General features: G+C 62.6%; 14 protein-coding genes. 8 read left to right on the top strand and 6 right to left on the bottom strand.

The genetic code is table 11. The annotated features are described in order from the left end of the window. Positions 1-6: 6 nt before the first annotated feature. Positions 7-1,356: a DUF1254 domain-containing protein gene (locus tag QM716_RS19850; protein WP_283305788.1), complete on the bottom strand. Its 1,350-nt coding sequence runs from the start codon at positions 1,354-1,356 to the stop codon at positions 7-9. Positions 1,357-1,521: 165 nt separating this feature from the next. On the opposite strand from QM716_RS19850, the gene QM716_RS19845 reads away from it, so the two are divergent. Beyond that, positions 1,522-2,049, top strand: a complete 528-nt coding sequence (locus QM716_RS19845) for a peptidase (protein ID WP_230816072.1) — start codon at positions 1,522-1,524, stop codon at positions 2,047-2,049. A 294-nt stretch (positions 2,050-2,343) separates the two neighbouring features. Beyond that, positions 2,344-3,057 carry a TMEM165/GDT1 family protein gene (locus tag QM716_RS19840; protein WP_283305785.1) on the top strand — a complete coding sequence of 238 codons (714 nt, stop codon included), beginning with the start codon at positions 2,344-2,346 and terminating at the stop codon, positions 3,055-3,057. Positions 3,058-3,060: 3 nt separating this feature from the next. On the opposite strand, the gene QM716_RS19835 is transcribed toward QM716_RS19840, so the two are convergent. After that, on the bottom strand, positions 3,061-4,095 hold the full coding sequence (locus QM716_RS19835) for an Lrp/AsnC family transcriptional regulator (RefSeq protein WP_283305784.1): 1,035 nt from the start codon (positions 4,093-4,095) through the stop codon (positions 3,061-3,063). 99 nt (positions 4,096-4,194) lie between these two features. Here QM716_RS19835 and QM716_RS19830 point away from each other — a divergent pair, with 99 nt between their 5' ends. From QM716_RS19830 to QM716_RS19805, 6 genes are all read left to right on the top strand, one after another. Beyond that, positions 4,195-5,403: an MFS transporter gene (locus QM716_RS19830; RefSeq protein WP_283305782.1), complete on the top strand. Its 1,209-nt coding sequence runs from the start codon at positions 4,195-4,197 to the stop codon at positions 5,401-5,403. A 26-nt stretch (positions 5,404-5,429) separates the two neighbouring features. Continuing rightward, complete coding sequence (locus QM716_RS19825; protein WP_283305781.1) at positions 5,430-6,692, top strand: amidohydrolase; 1,263 nt, start codon at positions 5,430-5,432, stop codon at positions 6,690-6,692. Between the two features lie 189 nt (positions 6,693-6,881). Next, entirely contained in the window at positions 6,882-7,604 is a 723-nt protein-coding gene (locus QM716_RS19820; RefSeq protein WP_283305780.1) for a FadR/GntR family transcriptional regulator, read from the top strand. Further along, positions 7,601-8,251, top strand: coding sequence for a sterol desaturase family protein (locus QM716_RS19815; protein WP_283305779.1), 651 nt, complete (start codon positions 7,601-7,603; stop codon positions 8,249-8,251). The genes QM716_RS19820 and QM716_RS19815 overlap by 4 nt, the downstream gene beginning before the upstream one ends. Positions 8,252-8,395: 144 nt before the next feature. Further along, positions 8,396-8,554, top strand: coding sequence for a hypothetical protein (locus QM716_RS19810; protein WP_214887221.1), 159 nt, complete (start codon positions 8,396-8,398; stop codon positions 8,552-8,554). A gap of 90 nt (positions 8,555-8,644) precedes the next feature. Then, on the top strand, positions 8,645-10,057 hold the full coding sequence (locus QM716_RS19805; RefSeq protein WP_283305778.1) for an amidase: 1,413 nt from the start codon (positions 8,645-8,647) through the stop codon (positions 10,055-10,057). A gap of 20 nt (positions 10,058-10,077) precedes the next feature. Here the strand turns inward: QM716_RS19805 and QM716_RS19800 are convergent, their stop codons facing one another. Genes QM716_RS19800 through QM716_RS19785 form a run of 4 tightly spaced genes read right to left on the bottom strand, consistent with a single transcriptional unit; the run spans position 10,078 to position 14,518 of the window. After that, entirely contained in the window at positions 10,078-12,276 is a 2,199-nt protein-coding gene (locus QM716_RS19800) for an acyl-CoA dehydrogenase family protein (protein ID WP_283305777.1), read from the bottom strand. 4 nt (positions 12,277-12,280) lie between these two features. Then, positions 12,281-13,147 carry an SDR family oxidoreductase gene (locus QM716_RS19795; RefSeq protein WP_283305775.1) on the bottom strand — a complete coding sequence of 289 codons (867 nt, stop codon included), beginning with the start codon at positions 13,145-13,147 and terminating at the stop codon, positions 12,281-12,283. 41 nt (positions 13,148-13,188) lie between these two features. Next, entirely contained in the window at positions 13,189-14,079 is an 891-nt protein-coding gene (locus QM716_RS19790; protein ID WP_283305774.1) for a MaoC/PaaZ C-terminal domain-containing protein, read from the bottom strand. A 7-nt stretch (positions 14,080-14,086) separates the two neighbouring features. Continuing rightward, positions 14,087-14,518 (bottom strand): type II toxin-antitoxin system Rv0910 family toxin, encoded by a 432-nt coding sequence (locus tag QM716_RS19785; protein WP_283305773.1) that lies wholly within the window; start codon positions 14,516-14,518, stop codon positions 14,087-14,089. Positions 14,519-14,535 lie beyond the last annotated feature (17 nt).

Below are 14,535 nucleotides of genomic sequence, written 5' to 3'. Positions count from 1 at the left end.
GGACCTTCAGCCTGCTTCCCGAATACCTGCTTCCCGAATACCGGGCGCGGTCCACGATCCCGACAGCACTGCGGCCTTCGGCCAGTACAGGCGCAGAAAGACGTTGAAGTCACCGGACGGAGCCGGCAACCAGTTGCGCTCCTTCTCGCCACCAGGGGATTCGTGCTGGAGGTAGATGTCGAGGGAACCGTCGTCGGCAAACACCAGATCGCTTCGATCGCCGATGGCGTATCGGTCGATCGGGTTGTCCACGAAGAACTGCCGCTCGTTCATCATCGTGAGCGACCAGAAGCCCTCGACCGGCGGCAGCTCGTCCTTCTCGAAGTGCAGTACGTACTTTTTCGCGCCGGTCAGCGGCTTCCCGTCGACGTCCGTGGTGGCGTGCGGATACACGGCATCAGCGTCGAGGTTTGCCCCGAAACCGAGCCAGACGATCAAAGCCCGCTGAGCGTAATGGGTTCCGTAGTGACCGAGGCCGCGGTGCATTGTCCAGCCGTTCTTCGGACTTCCCTCGGCCTCTTTGGCGATCTCGCTCAGCACGTCCATTCCGGTTCGCGCAGCTCGGTCGAGGGCATCGCGCACTTCTTGCGGACGAGACTTCCAGGGCAGCGAGGAGCCGATTCCTATGTCGGACAGCTGTTTCATCATCTCGGTATCCTCCGGGCGGGGAGGATTGTCGTCGAGAAGTGCGTCGAGGGTGGTGAAGAAGGCCTCGCCGTCCATGGCGGCCACCTGGTCCACCGGCGGCGTCCGGGTGTCGACGGCAGCGTTCACCGGCACGTCACCGGGCGTGTAGTCCTGCGGGTCACCCGTCCACCCCGACAGCGGTGTGAGTCGCGTCCGGTCCTGCAGGCTGTGCACTTCAGCCACGTCCGTTCCTCCCGACGTCGCATAGCGGGCGACTATCCAGTTCATTGCCGTCGGAGAACGCAGCAGCGTCAACCCCTTGGGCACGTTGCCTTTCCAATTCGGCCCGGCCACCAGGTACGGCCCCCCGGTGCGTCCCACCGTCCGAGATCCTGGCACCGTGAACACGTCGCTCCACGCGTCGAGGATGGGCACCAGCCAGTACCGCGTTCCGAAGTCCGGCAATGAGAGCACCTGCGGTTCCGTCGACACGTCCAGCCACCCCGACGAGTAGAGAGTGTCCGCATTGGGTGAGACGACATCGGTGAAGGTCGCGTCGGGCGTTGTACGCGCGTAAGCGAACTGGTTGAGCGGGGCTTTCATCGCCACCGGGGTCGGCGTCGCCGTCATGACGTCACGCGATACCGCCGCAATCAACAGGGGATATCCGAAGATCCACGCCTGCGTTGCCAGGTCTTCCAGCCGAGAACGGTTCTTCGACAGAGTCATGCCTGCGCATACCACCGCCCTCACCAGCGCAAACCTGGCTGGCACTCTCCCCGTCTTGTGTGCCAGTACCGAATGGGTGCATATTTCGATTACCCAACGAGGTGTGCCGGACCGACGCATGCGCGTCTGCCCGAGATTTGCCCCAGCACCGAGGGAGGAACAGAAATGAACAGAAACGAAGCAATAGGCATTTCTCCGTTCCAAGCCGCTGGGTCTTTACAGGGGTTCGTCATTTCGGGTCGGTGGCCGGACACCACCCAGGAGTGGGCGCAGCTTCTCGCCTTGGCTGTCCGAGTGGCCTCGATGCCGGGTTTGTTGCCGACGACGACGGTTTTCGGGGTTCGTGAGGACGTTCCCGAGGACCCGCAGCCGGGCACTGTCGGTCTGGTGGTTGCCGAAGGTCCGGTGCTTGGCGATTTTGCCCTGACACCCGGCCGTTTCTCCGACCACCAGCCACCGGCCCTGATCATGCTGCACCCGCCGTCGGAAACCACCTCCAGCCTGCCGGAATGCGAGGGAAGCGCGTCGGGGTGCGTACTACTGCCAGGCCTTCCCTACCTGGGCTTGGAGCATCGTGCAGCCTGGGTCGAGGCAGAGCCGGACGGCACAGTCGTCTCCATGATCAGCCGCGTCGGCATCGACCCGATCAGCGATCCCGACACCGCTGTTTTGGCCATGCTCCTCGCTTCGTGACGGCCTCGGTAAGCGATAAGTTCGGACTCCCAAACTTGCTGTGCGCTTTGCCAATTCGCTTCAGGAGCGCTAACGTGGGTAGCAACGAAGGGGAGTAGCCCCCAATCGCCTGTGTCGACATACTGGTTCGACGCGCTCCGTCATGTGCGGATCGCGAAGCACCCGGCCTGGCGAACCGAAGGTCCTGCGGCCCCGGTGGGCGAGACCTTCGGCCGGACAAGCGCACCCGCTGCGCCTGCCCAGGCCGGAGGCTCGCATTTTTCCTCCGACCTACACCGACCGGAGGAGTAAATCTTGCTTGCCGCAATACTTTTGAGTTTCGGCGTCATCTTCGTCGCGGAACTCGGCGACAAGTCGCAACTGATGGCAATGACGTTTGCCTTGCGCTATCGCTGGTGGGTCGTTCTCGGCGGAATCACCGTGGCCACCACCCTTGTTCACCTGGTCTCGGTCGCCGTCGGCCACTACGTCGGCGTCGCACTTCCGACTGCGGCAATATCGATCGTCGGCGGTATCGCATTCCTGATCTTCGGCCTCTGGACCCTGCGCGGTGACGATCTCACCGACGACGAACAGAACAAGGCCGGTCGCGTCACGCGGTCCGCCTTCATCGCCGTCGCGTCGGCGTTCTTCCTGGCCGAACTCGGTGACAAGACCATGCTCGCCACCATCACTCTTGCCACCGACAACGACTGGATCGGTATCTGGATCGGATCGACCGTCGGCATGGTGGCAGCCGACGCTCTGGCCATCATCGTCGGCTCGGTGCTGGGCAAGCACCTTCCGGAGGGATTCATCAAGATCGGTGCCGCGGTGCTGTTCTTCGTCTTCGGCGTCTGGCTGCTTCTCGAGGGCATCTTCCCGGACTCGGCGGCCGGCATCATCGGCGGTGGCGTTGTCCTCGCAGTGTCCGTGGCGGGTGCGCTGGCCCGGATGGCGTGGAAGCGCTCCCGCGCGACCGACTCTGATCCACAACTCGTCGACGAGAATCGGACCCCGATCGACTGACGCTCAACGAAGAATGCCGCCGGCACCCCAAATCGCGACCGGCACATGACCTTCTGCCACTCCGCTGGGGCCGAGTAGCTGCCCGAATCGCTTCATCGGGTAGAGCGAGACGCGCCGATCGAGGATGCGCACACTACCGATTCGACGTAGTCGATCCTCAACGACAAGACTCTGGGTGAGACTGCTCAACCACACGCTGATCAACATGTTCGCCGTTCCGGTGGTCGCCACCAACAATCTGATCTCCGGCCAACTCGACACAAGTTGGCCGAGCTCGTCGGTGGAACCGTCCACAGCGACGTCGAAGATCACTTCGAACGGTGAACCGACAGCCTGTTGCGAGACATCGCAGCGAAAAATCAACTGTTGCGACGCAGTCAGCTGCGCCAAGCGCCGGCGAATCGCAGTCTCGTTCGTTCCACAAATCGCGGCGAGGCGCGCATAGCTGGCACGTCCGTCGCGGCCGAGAGCTTCCAACAGTGCACCGTCGGACTCGCGGAACTCTGTCGGGTCTGCCGGCGCCGCAGCCACCTGCGTCGATGCCGTTGCCAGCCGCGCGCGACCTGCTTGCCCCAGAGCGCCCGGTTCCCAACTGAAGCCGTCGCGGTACACCTTCACCCCTACCCGACTTCTGATCGACAGAATTCCAGGGTCGGCGGCAAGGTGCTCACACACCAAGGTGTCCAAGCTCTTCTGGTCAGCGGACACTACACCGACGAAGTACTCGAACTCACCTTCCGTCCTGGCCAACAGATAGGCGCAGGACAGTTGACGTAACAGTTCCCCCACGTCGGCAACCGAATCCTGAGTCGTCCTGATCATGAGATAACCGAAGATGTGGGTTCGGCCGATTGCGACCGCGTTGACCCACGAATGACCGTTCGAGACGAGTCGACGCCACCGGCGGGCGATCGTCGTCGAATCCATGTCGAGTACCGACGACAACTGTGTCCACGAGGCGCGGGGGTTGAGTTGGAGTGCGTTGATGATCTCCAGATCAGATTCCGCGATGACAAATGCGTCGGATTCCGGCTTCATGGGCTAATTATTGCCGGATTGCTGCATTCCGGCTGGTGACCACTGCATGTTTGCCAAAGATGTGTGAATCACTTCACAGGTTCACCACTTGGAGGCCCAGTGCTTCGCTCCACCAAAGTCACGGTCGCGCTGCTGTTCGTCGCCTATGCGATCGACTACATAGATCGGCTGGCGATCAACCTCGCCCTCCCCTTGCTCGGTGAGGAGTTCGATCTCGACTACTCCCAGCGCGGGTTGATCATTTCCACGTTCTTCATCGCCTACACGCTGGCCCAACTGCCTGGTGGACTGCTCGCCGATCGATACGGCGCAGTCCGGATGGCCCTCATCGGGTTGGTGGCGTGGAGTGTCTTCACCGGCCTCACAGCGCTTGCGTGGTCGTTCGGTTCACTTCTCGTTGTTCGCTTTGTCTTCGGTTTCGCGCAGGGCGTGTTTCCGGCCGCTGCTGTAAAGCTCGTCGCCGAGCGCAGCATCCCGGAGCAACGTGCCACAGCCACAGGCTGGATGAACAGCTCCAATGCCGTCGGCACGCTGCTCGCCATTGTTGTTGCGGCAGCGCTCCTCCCGTTGATCGGCTGGCGTGGGATGTTCCTGGCCGTCGCTGCGCTCGGCGTACTCTCGCTCGTCAGCATCAAGTTGTGGCTCCCTCCCGCACTTCCAGCGGAGATCGACCACGGTCCGGATTCTTCCTGGGACAACATGCACACCGTACTTCACTCCCGCGCTATGTGGCTCTTCGCCTTGATGTTCTTCGGATACGACTTCGTGATCTGGGGGATGTCGTCCTGGGTTCCGTCCTACCTGCATGACGAACGTGGAATCGCCCTTTCGAGTGCAAGCCTCCTTCTCATCCCGGCAACCGTGGTAGCGGCCGTGACCACCGTCATCGGCGGGCGAATCTCGGATCGACTTGCAGGCAACAGCCGTATCGTCGTGGTGCCGCCCATGCTCGCGTGCATCGTGATGCTCGTTTCGATTCCTTTCGTCTCCAACACGGCCTTGTTCGTCGTTCTCGTCACCCTCGGATCTGCCGCTGCCTCTTTCGCTTTCATGCCGTGTTTTGCACTGCCACTGCGAGCTCTGCCTTCGTCGGTGGTCGGGGCCGCCTCGTCGATGATCATTTTCGGCGGCATGGTCGCCGGAATAGTCGCACCGCTCGTGTTCGGATTCATCGTGGACCATCTCTCCTGGTCAGCAGCGTTCGTCTCGCTCGCGCTCGGGCCCGTCGTGGCGATTATCGCGGTAATGGCAGCGCCGCAAACCCGAGAAAAGATGCTGAATCTGGTGCAACTGAAAACCGCCAACTGATCTCACCAACCGAAAGAAGATCGACCATGAACCAACTGCTTTCGAATCTCGAGTTCGGAGACCCGTCACGGTTGCGAACCGTCGAGCCGCACTGGTTCGATCTGTACCGGGACCTGCATGCACACCCCGAGTTGTCCGGCGACGAAACTCGCACTGCCGCAATTGTTGCCGAAGAACTTCGGCGGATCGGCGGCTGGGACGTCACGGTCGGAGTCGGCGGTACGGGTGTCGTCGGTGTTCTCGAAGGGAGTAGTGGTCCGGTGGTCCTGCTACGCGCCGACATGGACGCGCTGCCGGTCGCAGAAGACACCGGTCTGTCCTACGCCTCCAAGACGGATGGGGTGATGCACGCGTGTGGCCACGACGTCCACGTGACCGCGCTACTTGCCACGTGCGCAGCGCTTTCCGCGGATCCGACATCGATCACCGGGACTATCGTCGCGGTCTTCCAGCCTGCCGAGGAGACCGGCTCCGGCGCTCGTGCGATGGTCGACGACGGAATCTTCGACCGCTTCCCGCGACCGGACCTCTGCCTGGGGCAACACGTAGGCCCGACTCCTGCTGGGATGTTGGTCAGCAGACCCGACATCTTGATGGCAGCATCCGACACGATTCGAGTGGTTTTTCACGGCCGTGGTGGACATGCGTCCTCTCCGTACGCATGCATCGACCCCTTGTTGATGGCAGCGTCGTTCGCGCTTCGCGTTCAAAGTCTTGTTGCTCACGAAGCGGCAACCCCGACGGCACCTGTGCTCACCGTCGGAGCCTTGCACGCCGGCACGGCTGCAAACATCGTCGCCGATGAGGCCGAACTACTGCTCAGCCTGAGGACTTTCAGCGCTTCGTCACGAGAAAACATGCTCGAATCGGTACGCCGGATCGCCCGTGCAGAAGCGGACGGGGCCGGCGCCGTCCAGCCACCGGACGTTCATGCGTACAACGGATTTCCGGCTACGGTCAACACTCCGGATGCAACGTCCACAGTGATGTCTGACCTGCGACAGGCCGGCTTGGGAATGCACACTCTGTCACAACCACTTTCGAGTAGCGAGGACTTCGGCATCTTCGGCACTGCGGCCCAATGCCCCTCCGTGTTCTGGCATTTCGGCGGAACTGCACTTCAAAATTTCGACGGAAACGCTCTTGCGGCGCTCGCCGAGGGACGGATACCACCCGGCACGCCGTCGAATCATTCGCCGCGCTTCGCCCCCGATCCCGCCGCGGCTCTACCCGAAGGTGTCACGGCAATGACCGCGGCCGCATTGGGCGCCCTTGCACGGAGCGCGTGATTCCTGCACATGCTTCCCCAGGGAGATAAGGTTAATCCGGCGTCGAACATCGCGGGGCCCGTGTAGTAATCGGCACTGACCACTCGTTGCGGGTTGGCGGGCACTTCCACCTGCCCGAGAGCACCTGCGCCGCTACCCAAACTGGTAATACCACTTGACCTCCAACCAGTAAGCGTTTATGGTCGGTACATGTTCCAACCCGTTGCACGTACCTCGGCCTCCGGCGCAGTCTTCGACCAGATTTCCGTGAAGGTGCTGGCCGGAGAGCTGGCTGCCGGTGAGGCACTACCCAGCGAGCGCAAACTCGCCGAGGCATTCGGTGTCTCGAGGCCGGCGGTCCGAGAGGCAATTCAGAAGCTCGCCCAAGCCGGACTCGTCGAGGTCCGCCAGGGCGAGTCCACGTCGGTGCGCGATTTTCGACGCCAGGCCGGACCAGAACTTCTCCCCCAGCTGCTGGTTCGCGACGGTGTCCCCGACCTGACGGTGGTGCGCAGCGTCCTGGAAACTCGCGAGTTGATGGGACCGCAGATCGCGGTGCTGGCGGCTCGTCGCATCTCCGCGGAATCCGCCCGAGAACTCGACACGGCCGTGGATCAACTAGGCGCTACCGAAGATCCAGTAGAGCTGCAAGACCGCGCCCTGGCCTTCTGGGACGTCGTCGTCGACAGCGCAGATTCCATAGCCTTCCGCTTGATCTTCAACAGCCTTCGAGCTGCATACGAGCCGGCAATGACGGCACTTGCCTCCGTCATGGTGGCCGAAGTCGGCCAAACTGATCTGTATCGAAAACTGTCCTCCGCCATCACTTCACACGACGAGCCCGCCGCCGAGGCCCTGGCAGCGAAGCTGCTCCACACCGGCACGACGGCAATCGGCGACGCTCTCACCTTCCTGGAAGGACTGAAACCATGAGCAAGCCTCTCACTCTGGCCGATGCCGCACGGACGTTTCGTAAGTCACCGACGCCGTGGATGATCGGCACCATGCTGCTGGCCGCAGCAACGGCGCGCATCGCATTGGGCGACTGGCAGATCACCGACGCACTTGTTCCGCTCGTGATGATCGCCGCATTCCCGTTCGTGGAGTGGATCATTCACGTCTTCGTTCTACATTGGAAGCCGCGGACCATTGCCGGCGTGACACTCGATTCACGGCTGGCGCGCAGCCATCGGGAGCACCACTTTGCGCCGCGAACCGTCTCACTCATCTTCATTCCGTGGCAGACGCTCCTGATCGTGATTCCGGTTCTGACGGCCGTCGCCCTCCTGGCGTTTCCCCGCGTCGAACTCGGTCTGACGTTCCTGACCTGCATTTCCGTACTCGGCCTCGGTTACGAGTGGACACATTTCCTCATCCACAGTGACTACAAGCCGAAAACTGCTCTCTACCGGTCGGTTTGGCGCAATCACCGCAACCACCACTTCAAGAACGAGCACTACTGGTTCACCGTCACCACCGCGGGAACTGCCGATCGCGTACTGGGCACGTACCCCGATCCCAAGTCCGTCGAGACATCCCCGACAGCGAAGAACCTGCACGGCGCAGCGTCGAAGCTGTGAAGAAACGTCGGTTCCTGGCCCCCAGCTGGCAATGAACTTGAACTTGACTGTGTATCAGCAATTTTCGTTGAAACTCGCCAGAACCTTGCTTAGTGTCGATGGAGTCAGAAGTTCGAAAAACGCTGTAACCGAAGGACACAACGCATGTTCAACGATGTATTCAACAACGTCATCCACCCGATGGTCACGAACTTCCAGCAGTTGAGCCCCCAGCAGTTCATTCCGCAGCAGTTCATCCCACAGGGCGTGTTCCAGCAGGCGCCGCAGGCGGCCGAGCAAGCAGTGACGATCTTCGGTAGCTGATACCGCAATCCACAGATAGCGCCACTCAGGGGTCGTCCGTCCAATATGCTGGACGGACGACCTGAGTGCCTCCGCCTGACAAGGATCCCCATGACTGCGAACACCCCCGTCCACGCCTTCACCGACGACGCCCTGGACGACCTCGACGCCACCGGCGTCGCCGCCCGGATCGAATCGGGCGAGGTGACCGCACGGGAAGTCATGGAGGCGTCGATCGCCCGCGCCGAGGCAGTGCAGGGGCAATTGAACGGTCTGGCCTGCACTGATTTCGATCGTGCCCTCGTCAGAAGCAACCGGCCCGCCAAGGGCGTGTTTGCGGGTGTCCCCACCGCAATCAAGGACAACACCGACAGCGCCGGCCTTCCCACCCAGCAGGGCAGCACCGCCTTCACCGCGGTCCCCGCCAAAGCTGACAGCGATTTCGCGAAACAGTTCCTCTCCACTGGGGCCATTTCGATCGGCAAGACTCGACTACCCGAGTTCGGATTCAGCGCTTCCACCGAATACATGACGGAAGAACCCGTCCACAACCCGTGGAATCCGGCGTACTCGCCGGGTGCCTCCTCGGGTGGCGCGGCCGCGCTTGTTGCTGCCGGCGTACTCCCGATTGCGCACGCCAACGACGGCGGTGGATCGATTCGCATCCCCGCTGCTGCCTGCGGACTGGTCGGGCTCAAGCCCACCCGCGGTCGTACTGTCGCCGATCCGGCCGACAAGTCGATGCCGATCCGGTTGATCGCTCAGGGCGCCGTTACTCGCACTGTGCGCGACACTGCACGATGGATGTCTGCGGCTGAGAACTACTACCGCAATCCGCGACTCGCACCGGTTCGCCTGATCGAAGGGCCCAGCTCAACCCGATTGCGCGTCGGCGTGATCGCCGATTCCGTGACCGTCACCAAGACGGACGACGAGACCCGCAAGTCCGTCGAAGCTACGGCCGAACTCCTTGCAAGCCTTGGCCATCATGTCGAGGACGCGGCATTGCCCGTCGGCCCGGAATTCATCGACGACTTCAGCATCTACTGGGGCTTTTTGTCGTTTGCCATCTCCACCGGTGGCAAACAAATGCTCGGGCCCGACTTCGACAAGTCCGGCACCGACAATCTCACCAAGGGCCTCTACACGCTGTACCGGAAGAACCTCGTGAAGACGCCGCGCGTGCTCTACCGCCTGCGACGCCTCCAGCAGCAGTACAGCGCCATGTTCTTGAAGTACGACGTCGTGCTCTCGCCGGCCCTGGGGCACACCACCCCCGAACTCGGATACCTCTCTCCCGCTCAGCCTTTCGAGGAACTCTTCGACAAGTTGATCGCGTACACGTCGTTCACGCCGCTGAACAACATCTCCGGGGGTCCCGCGATTTCGCTACCGATGCACCAGACCAGCAATGGTTTGCCGTTGGCTTCGCATTTCTCCGCCGATCTCGGCGACGAGCGCACGCTCCTCGAATTGGCCTTCGAACTGGAAGAGGCTCAGCCCTGGAGACGAATCCAGGACTGAGCCCCACCCGGTAGAAACTGTCAGTCTCGCGGCAACCCGAGCATGCGCTCACCGATCACGTTGAGCTGCACCTCCGTTGTGCCACCGTAGATGGTGGTGGCCCGGCCCGAAATGAGCTGCTCCATCGCCTTGTCGCTGGGCTGACCTGGGATGCTGACCGCTCCGGCAGCACCCAGTTCGGCGACGACGAACTCGGCGATCGACTGGCTGATCTTCATCGCCAACAGCTTGCCGACGCTCGACGTCGTACTCACGTCGATTCCCGAAAGTTGCTTGAGCACAACGCGGGAGCCGATGAGATCGATCGCCTGACTCTCGGCAACCAGCTCGCCGACGCGGTAGCGACCGATCGGGCTCAGATCTGCTGACTTCGCGAACTTCAGCAGATCGGAGTCCGAGGCGTACGCCTCCATCTTCTGGCTGAGCGCGACGCGCTCGCCGGCCAGCGTCGTACGTGCGACGTTCCAACCGTCGTTGACCTCGCCGACCACGTTCTCGTCGGGGATGAAAACGTCGTCGAGGAAGACTTCGTTGAACAGCGCCGAGCCAGTCATCTCACGCAGCGGGCGGACGGTAATGCCCGGTGTCGACATATCGAGCACGAAGTAGGTGATGCCCTGATGCTTCGGCTTGGCGGCATCCGTGCGGGCGATCAGCATTGCCCAGTCGGAGAACTGAGCAACCGTGGTCCAGATCTTCTGACCGGTGATCTTCCAACCGCCGTCGACCTTTTCGGCCTTCGTCGACAGTGATGCGAGGTCGGAACCCGCACCGGGCTCACTGAAGAGCTGGCACCACACCAGCTCGCCCTGCAGCGTCGGCACTGCCAGTTCCTGCTTCTGCTTGTCCGTGCCGTGAGCAACTACCGCCTGCACAGCCCATCCGCCCATGAGGAGCTGCGGCATCGCGATCCCGGCAGCCTTGATCTCCTGGGAGATGACGATCTGCTCGAGCGGAGCAGCGCTGCGCCCGTACGGCTTCGGCAGGTGCGGCTGAACCCAGCCGCCGTCACCGAGTGCGATCAACTGATCGTCCTCGTCGAGATCGACCAGCTTGGCAAGGTCGGCCGCGATGTCGCCGCGGATCTCCTCCGCCTCGGGCGGTAGTTCGAGAACCGAAGCCCGGCTGACACCGCCAAGCGCCTGCTGCGCAACACGATTGGCACGATCCTCGCGGGTGCCGAGAATGCCACGGATCGAGAGCGCGCGGCGGTAGTACAGGTGTGCGTCGTGCTCCCACGTGAAGCCGATGCCGCCATGGACCTGCACGCAGTCCTGCGCAACCTGCACTGCAGCGTCGGGAACGATGACTGCGGCGATGTCGGCGGCAAAATCTGCCGTGTCGTCGCCCTTGTCCAATGCGCTTGCCGCATCCCACACAACGGCGCGTGCCTGCTCGAGCGCGATGCCCATCTGCGCGCACTTGTGCTTGACGCCCTGGAACTGGCCGATGGGTCGCCCGAACTGCACACGCGTCTTGGCGTACTCCGAGGCTGTGGAGACGCACCAGGACATGACGCCGACGTCTTCAGCACCGAGAACGACTGCGGCAATGGACCGTACCCGCGCCTCGGTGAGACCGTCGAGTACCCGTTCGGCGCCGACGAGGACACCGTCGGCTTCGACACGCGCACTACCGCGCAACACGTCGATGCTGTCCTGCACGGTGATCGAGACTGCGCTGCTCTCGAGCACCGCGTAGCGAACGCCCTCGGGCAACTGGATCGGAACCAGCAGCACGTCGGCATGTTCTCCGCCGAGTACACCGTCGAGTGCGCCCATGACCTTGTACCCGCCGTCCGACGCCTCGGCCGCCAACGGTGCACCCAAGGCGACTGCTGCCGTACGGCTTCCGTCGATCAGACCGGGCAGGAACTCCAGACCCGCCTTGGAATCGGCGGCACCGAGAACGGCGCTTGCCAATACCGTCGGAACAAACGGGCCGGGAGAGACAGTGCGGCCCAATGCTTCCAGTGCCACGGCCAAGGTCAGCAGACCGGCGCCGTGACCACCCTGCTCTTCCGGAACCGCGAGCCCGAGAAGGTCTTGCCCGACCAGCGCCGTCCAGAACTGCGGGAACTTGTCCTCGGTCCTCGACTCCACGGCCGAGCGCACCTGCTCGGTGGTGATGGTGCGCTCGACGAAGGAGCGCACCGAATCTGCAAGCGCCGTGTGCTCCTCGCTCAGCCCGAGGCCCAGTTCGTATGCGTTGCGTGCCATGTGATTACAGACGTTCTGCGAGGTCGGCGGCGGTCCAGGGGCCCTCGCTCTCGATGGTGTTGACGCCGTGCCAGCCGGCGAGTTCCGTGATGGCTCCGCCCTGAACGGCGTACACCTTGCCGGTGAGCTTGCAGTCCGCTGCCGCAAGATATGCCACCAACGGTGAGATGTTGGACGGCGCAAACGCGTCGAACTCCCCCTCGGGGACCTCGGCCGCGAAGAGCGCACCCATACCGGGTGTCGCCAGCGTCAGTCGAGTACGCGCGATCGGCGCAATTGCGTTGACACGCACGCCGTATCGATCGAGCTCGTCTGCGGCCACCAAGGTCAGGGCCGCGATGCCCGCCTTGGCGGCGCCGTAGTTGCCCTGGCCCGCGTTGGGCATGAAGGTACCCGAAGCCGAGGCGGTGTTGATGACCGAAGCATTGACGGTCTCCCCTGCCTTGCTCTGGTCCTTCCAGTACGCAGCAGCGTGGTGCAGCGTCGCTGCGTGCCCCTTCAGGTGCACGGCGATGACTGCATCCCACTGGCTCTCGTCCATGCCGGCAATGAAGGCGTCACGAAGAATGCCGGCGTTGTTGACCAAAACGTCGAGTCGGCCGAACTCGCCGACGGCCTGCTTGACGAGCCCCTCGGCGCCGTCCCAGGTGGCGATGTTGTCGGTGTTGGCAACGGCCTTGCCGCCTGCAGCGACGATCTCGTCGACTACCTGCTGCGCGGGGCCGGCATCTGCACCGGAACCGTCGTTTGCTCCGCCGAGATCGTTGACCACGACGCTCGCACCCTCACGAGCGAAGAGCAACGCATGCTCACGGCCGATGCCGCGTCCTGCTCCGGTGATGATCGCTACGCGACCGTCGAGACTTCCCATCAGTTCAGATTCCCATCAGTTCAGTTGTCGGATATGAAGACTCATTTGTCGGAGATGACAGCGAGGCCGTCCTTGATGACCAGGTCACCGACCGCGCTGGTTTCGTACGAGTAGGACGTGGCTCCGTCTGCCGAACCCGCCTTGTAGAACACCGTCTCGATGTCCTGGGTCGGGAGTACGGGCTTCGCGAATCTCACTGCGAGACGGCGTAACCGCTCGGTCTCTCCGCCGGCCAGTTCGGTCAGGGCTCCCCACGACGTGAACGCCATGGTGCACAGCCCGTGGTTGATGATTCCAGGGAGCCCGGACATGCGAGCGATCTCTTCGTCGAGGTGGATCGGCATCGGATCGCCGGACGCCGGTGAGTACCGGAACGTCTGGTCCTCGTCGATGTGCTGATTCACCACCGCTGCCGGACTGCCCGCGCGAAGAGCGTCGTCGAATCGGTGTTCGGGAGCCTTCTCACCCAGGCCGGGGCCCGCGTCGACCTTGCGGAAGAACGCCGTCATCCACTGCTCGTTGACCAATTCGCCCTTGTCGGTTTTGGTTTCGACGTAGATGACGACGGTGGAACCGTTGTCGCGACCCTCGAAACCGATGGGCTTGGCGCGAGCGACCAGATGGTCACCGGGGTAGATCGGACGATGGAACAGAAAATCCTGCTCACCGTGAACGAGCTTCATCAGCAGTTCCACCGGTGCCACCGACAGGGCAGCCGGTGCCATCGACATGAAGACGGGTACCACCGCGAAGACCGGCGGAGCGATCTCGCCCTTCAGATGTCGCTCGATGGGATCGTTGGTGGCAGCGGCATATTCGGCGATGCGCTCGGCTGTCACCTCGAAGTGTTCCGGATCGGTCCACACGCCCAGTCCGGAGGTATCGAATTCGACCGCGTTGGTCTTCGGTGTCGTCGACTTCGGTGTTGTCACTGAACCGTTACCCGACCAGCTCGGCGAACTTCGCCAGCGAAGCCTCGAGATCAGCCTTGGCGTTCTTGGCGACTGCCTTGCCGATCGGCCCGACGATCATGGTGCCCTTGAAACTGGCGTCGACGGTCGCCTTCGAGCCCGCACCATCGGCCTCGACCGAGAGAATGAATTCGACGGTGACGCCGGCCATTCCAGTTCCGACGATCTTGACCATCTTCGGAACCTCGACCTCTTCGACGGTCCACTCGATCTTGTTTGCCATACCCATCACGGAGACGACCTCGGTGAACTTGGCGCCCAACGCAACCTCGGTGGGGAGTTCACTCTTCCAGCCCTGGTGGATGGTGAGCCACTCTTCCCAGCGAGACAGATCGGAGAGCGCATCCCAGGTCTTTTCGGGGGGCGCGGGCAGTACAGCGGAGACGGAAACGGAAGCCATGATGGAACTCCTAGTGG

Origin of the sequence: Rhodococcus sp. IEGM 1409, assembly GCF_030056735.1 — a bacterium.
In the GTDB taxonomy this organism is placed as follows: Bacteria; Actinomycetota; Actinomycetes; order Mycobacteriales; family Mycobacteriaceae; genus Rhodococcus_F.
Note: the sequence above shows the minus strand (reverse complement) of the source record. Positions and strands in the feature narration are given on the sequence as shown.

Bases quoted from the DNA above. Each gene is read 5' to 3' on its own strand.
- QM716_RS19850 (WP_283305788.1), bottom strand. From the start codon at position 1,356: ATGACTCTGTCGAAGAACCGTTCTCGGCTGGAAGACCTGGCAACGCAG.
- QM716_RS19845 (WP_230816072.1), top strand. From the start codon at position 1,522: ATGAACAGAAACGAAGCAATAGGCATTTCTCCGTTCCAAGCCGCTGGG.
- QM716_RS19835 (WP_283305784.1), bottom strand. From the start codon at position 4,095: ATGAAGCCGGAATCCGACGCATTTGTCATCGCGGAATCTGATCTGGAG.
- QM716_RS19825 (WP_283305781.1), top strand. From the start codon at position 5,430: ATGAACCAACTGCTTTCGAATCTCGAGTTCGGAGACCCGTCACGGTTG.
- QM716_RS19820 (WP_283305780.1), top strand. From the start codon at position 6,882: ATGTTCCAACCCGTTGCACGTACCTCGGCCTCCGGCGCAGTCTTCGAC.
- QM716_RS19815 (WP_283305779.1), top strand. From the start codon at position 7,601: ATGAGCAAGCCTCTCACTCTGGCCGATGCCGCACGGACGTTTCGTAAG.
- QM716_RS19810 (WP_214887221.1), top strand. From the start codon at position 8,396: ATGTTCAACGATGTATTCAACAACGTCATCCACCCGATGGTCACGAAC.
- QM716_RS19805 (WP_283305778.1), top strand. From the start codon at position 8,645: ATGACTGCGAACACCCCCGTCCACGCCTTCACCGACGACGCCCTGGAC.
- QM716_RS19800 (WP_283305777.1), bottom strand. From the start codon at position 12,276: ATGGCACGCAACGCATACGAACTGGGCCTCGGGCTGAGCGAGGAGCAC.
- QM716_RS19795 (WP_283305775.1), bottom strand. From the start codon at position 13,147: ATGGGAAGTCTCGACGGTCGCGTAGCGATCATCACCGGAGCAGGACGC.
- QM716_RS19785 (WP_283305773.1), bottom strand. From the start codon at position 14,518: ATGGCTTCCGTTTCCGTCTCCGCTGTACTGCCCGCGCCCCCCGAAAAG.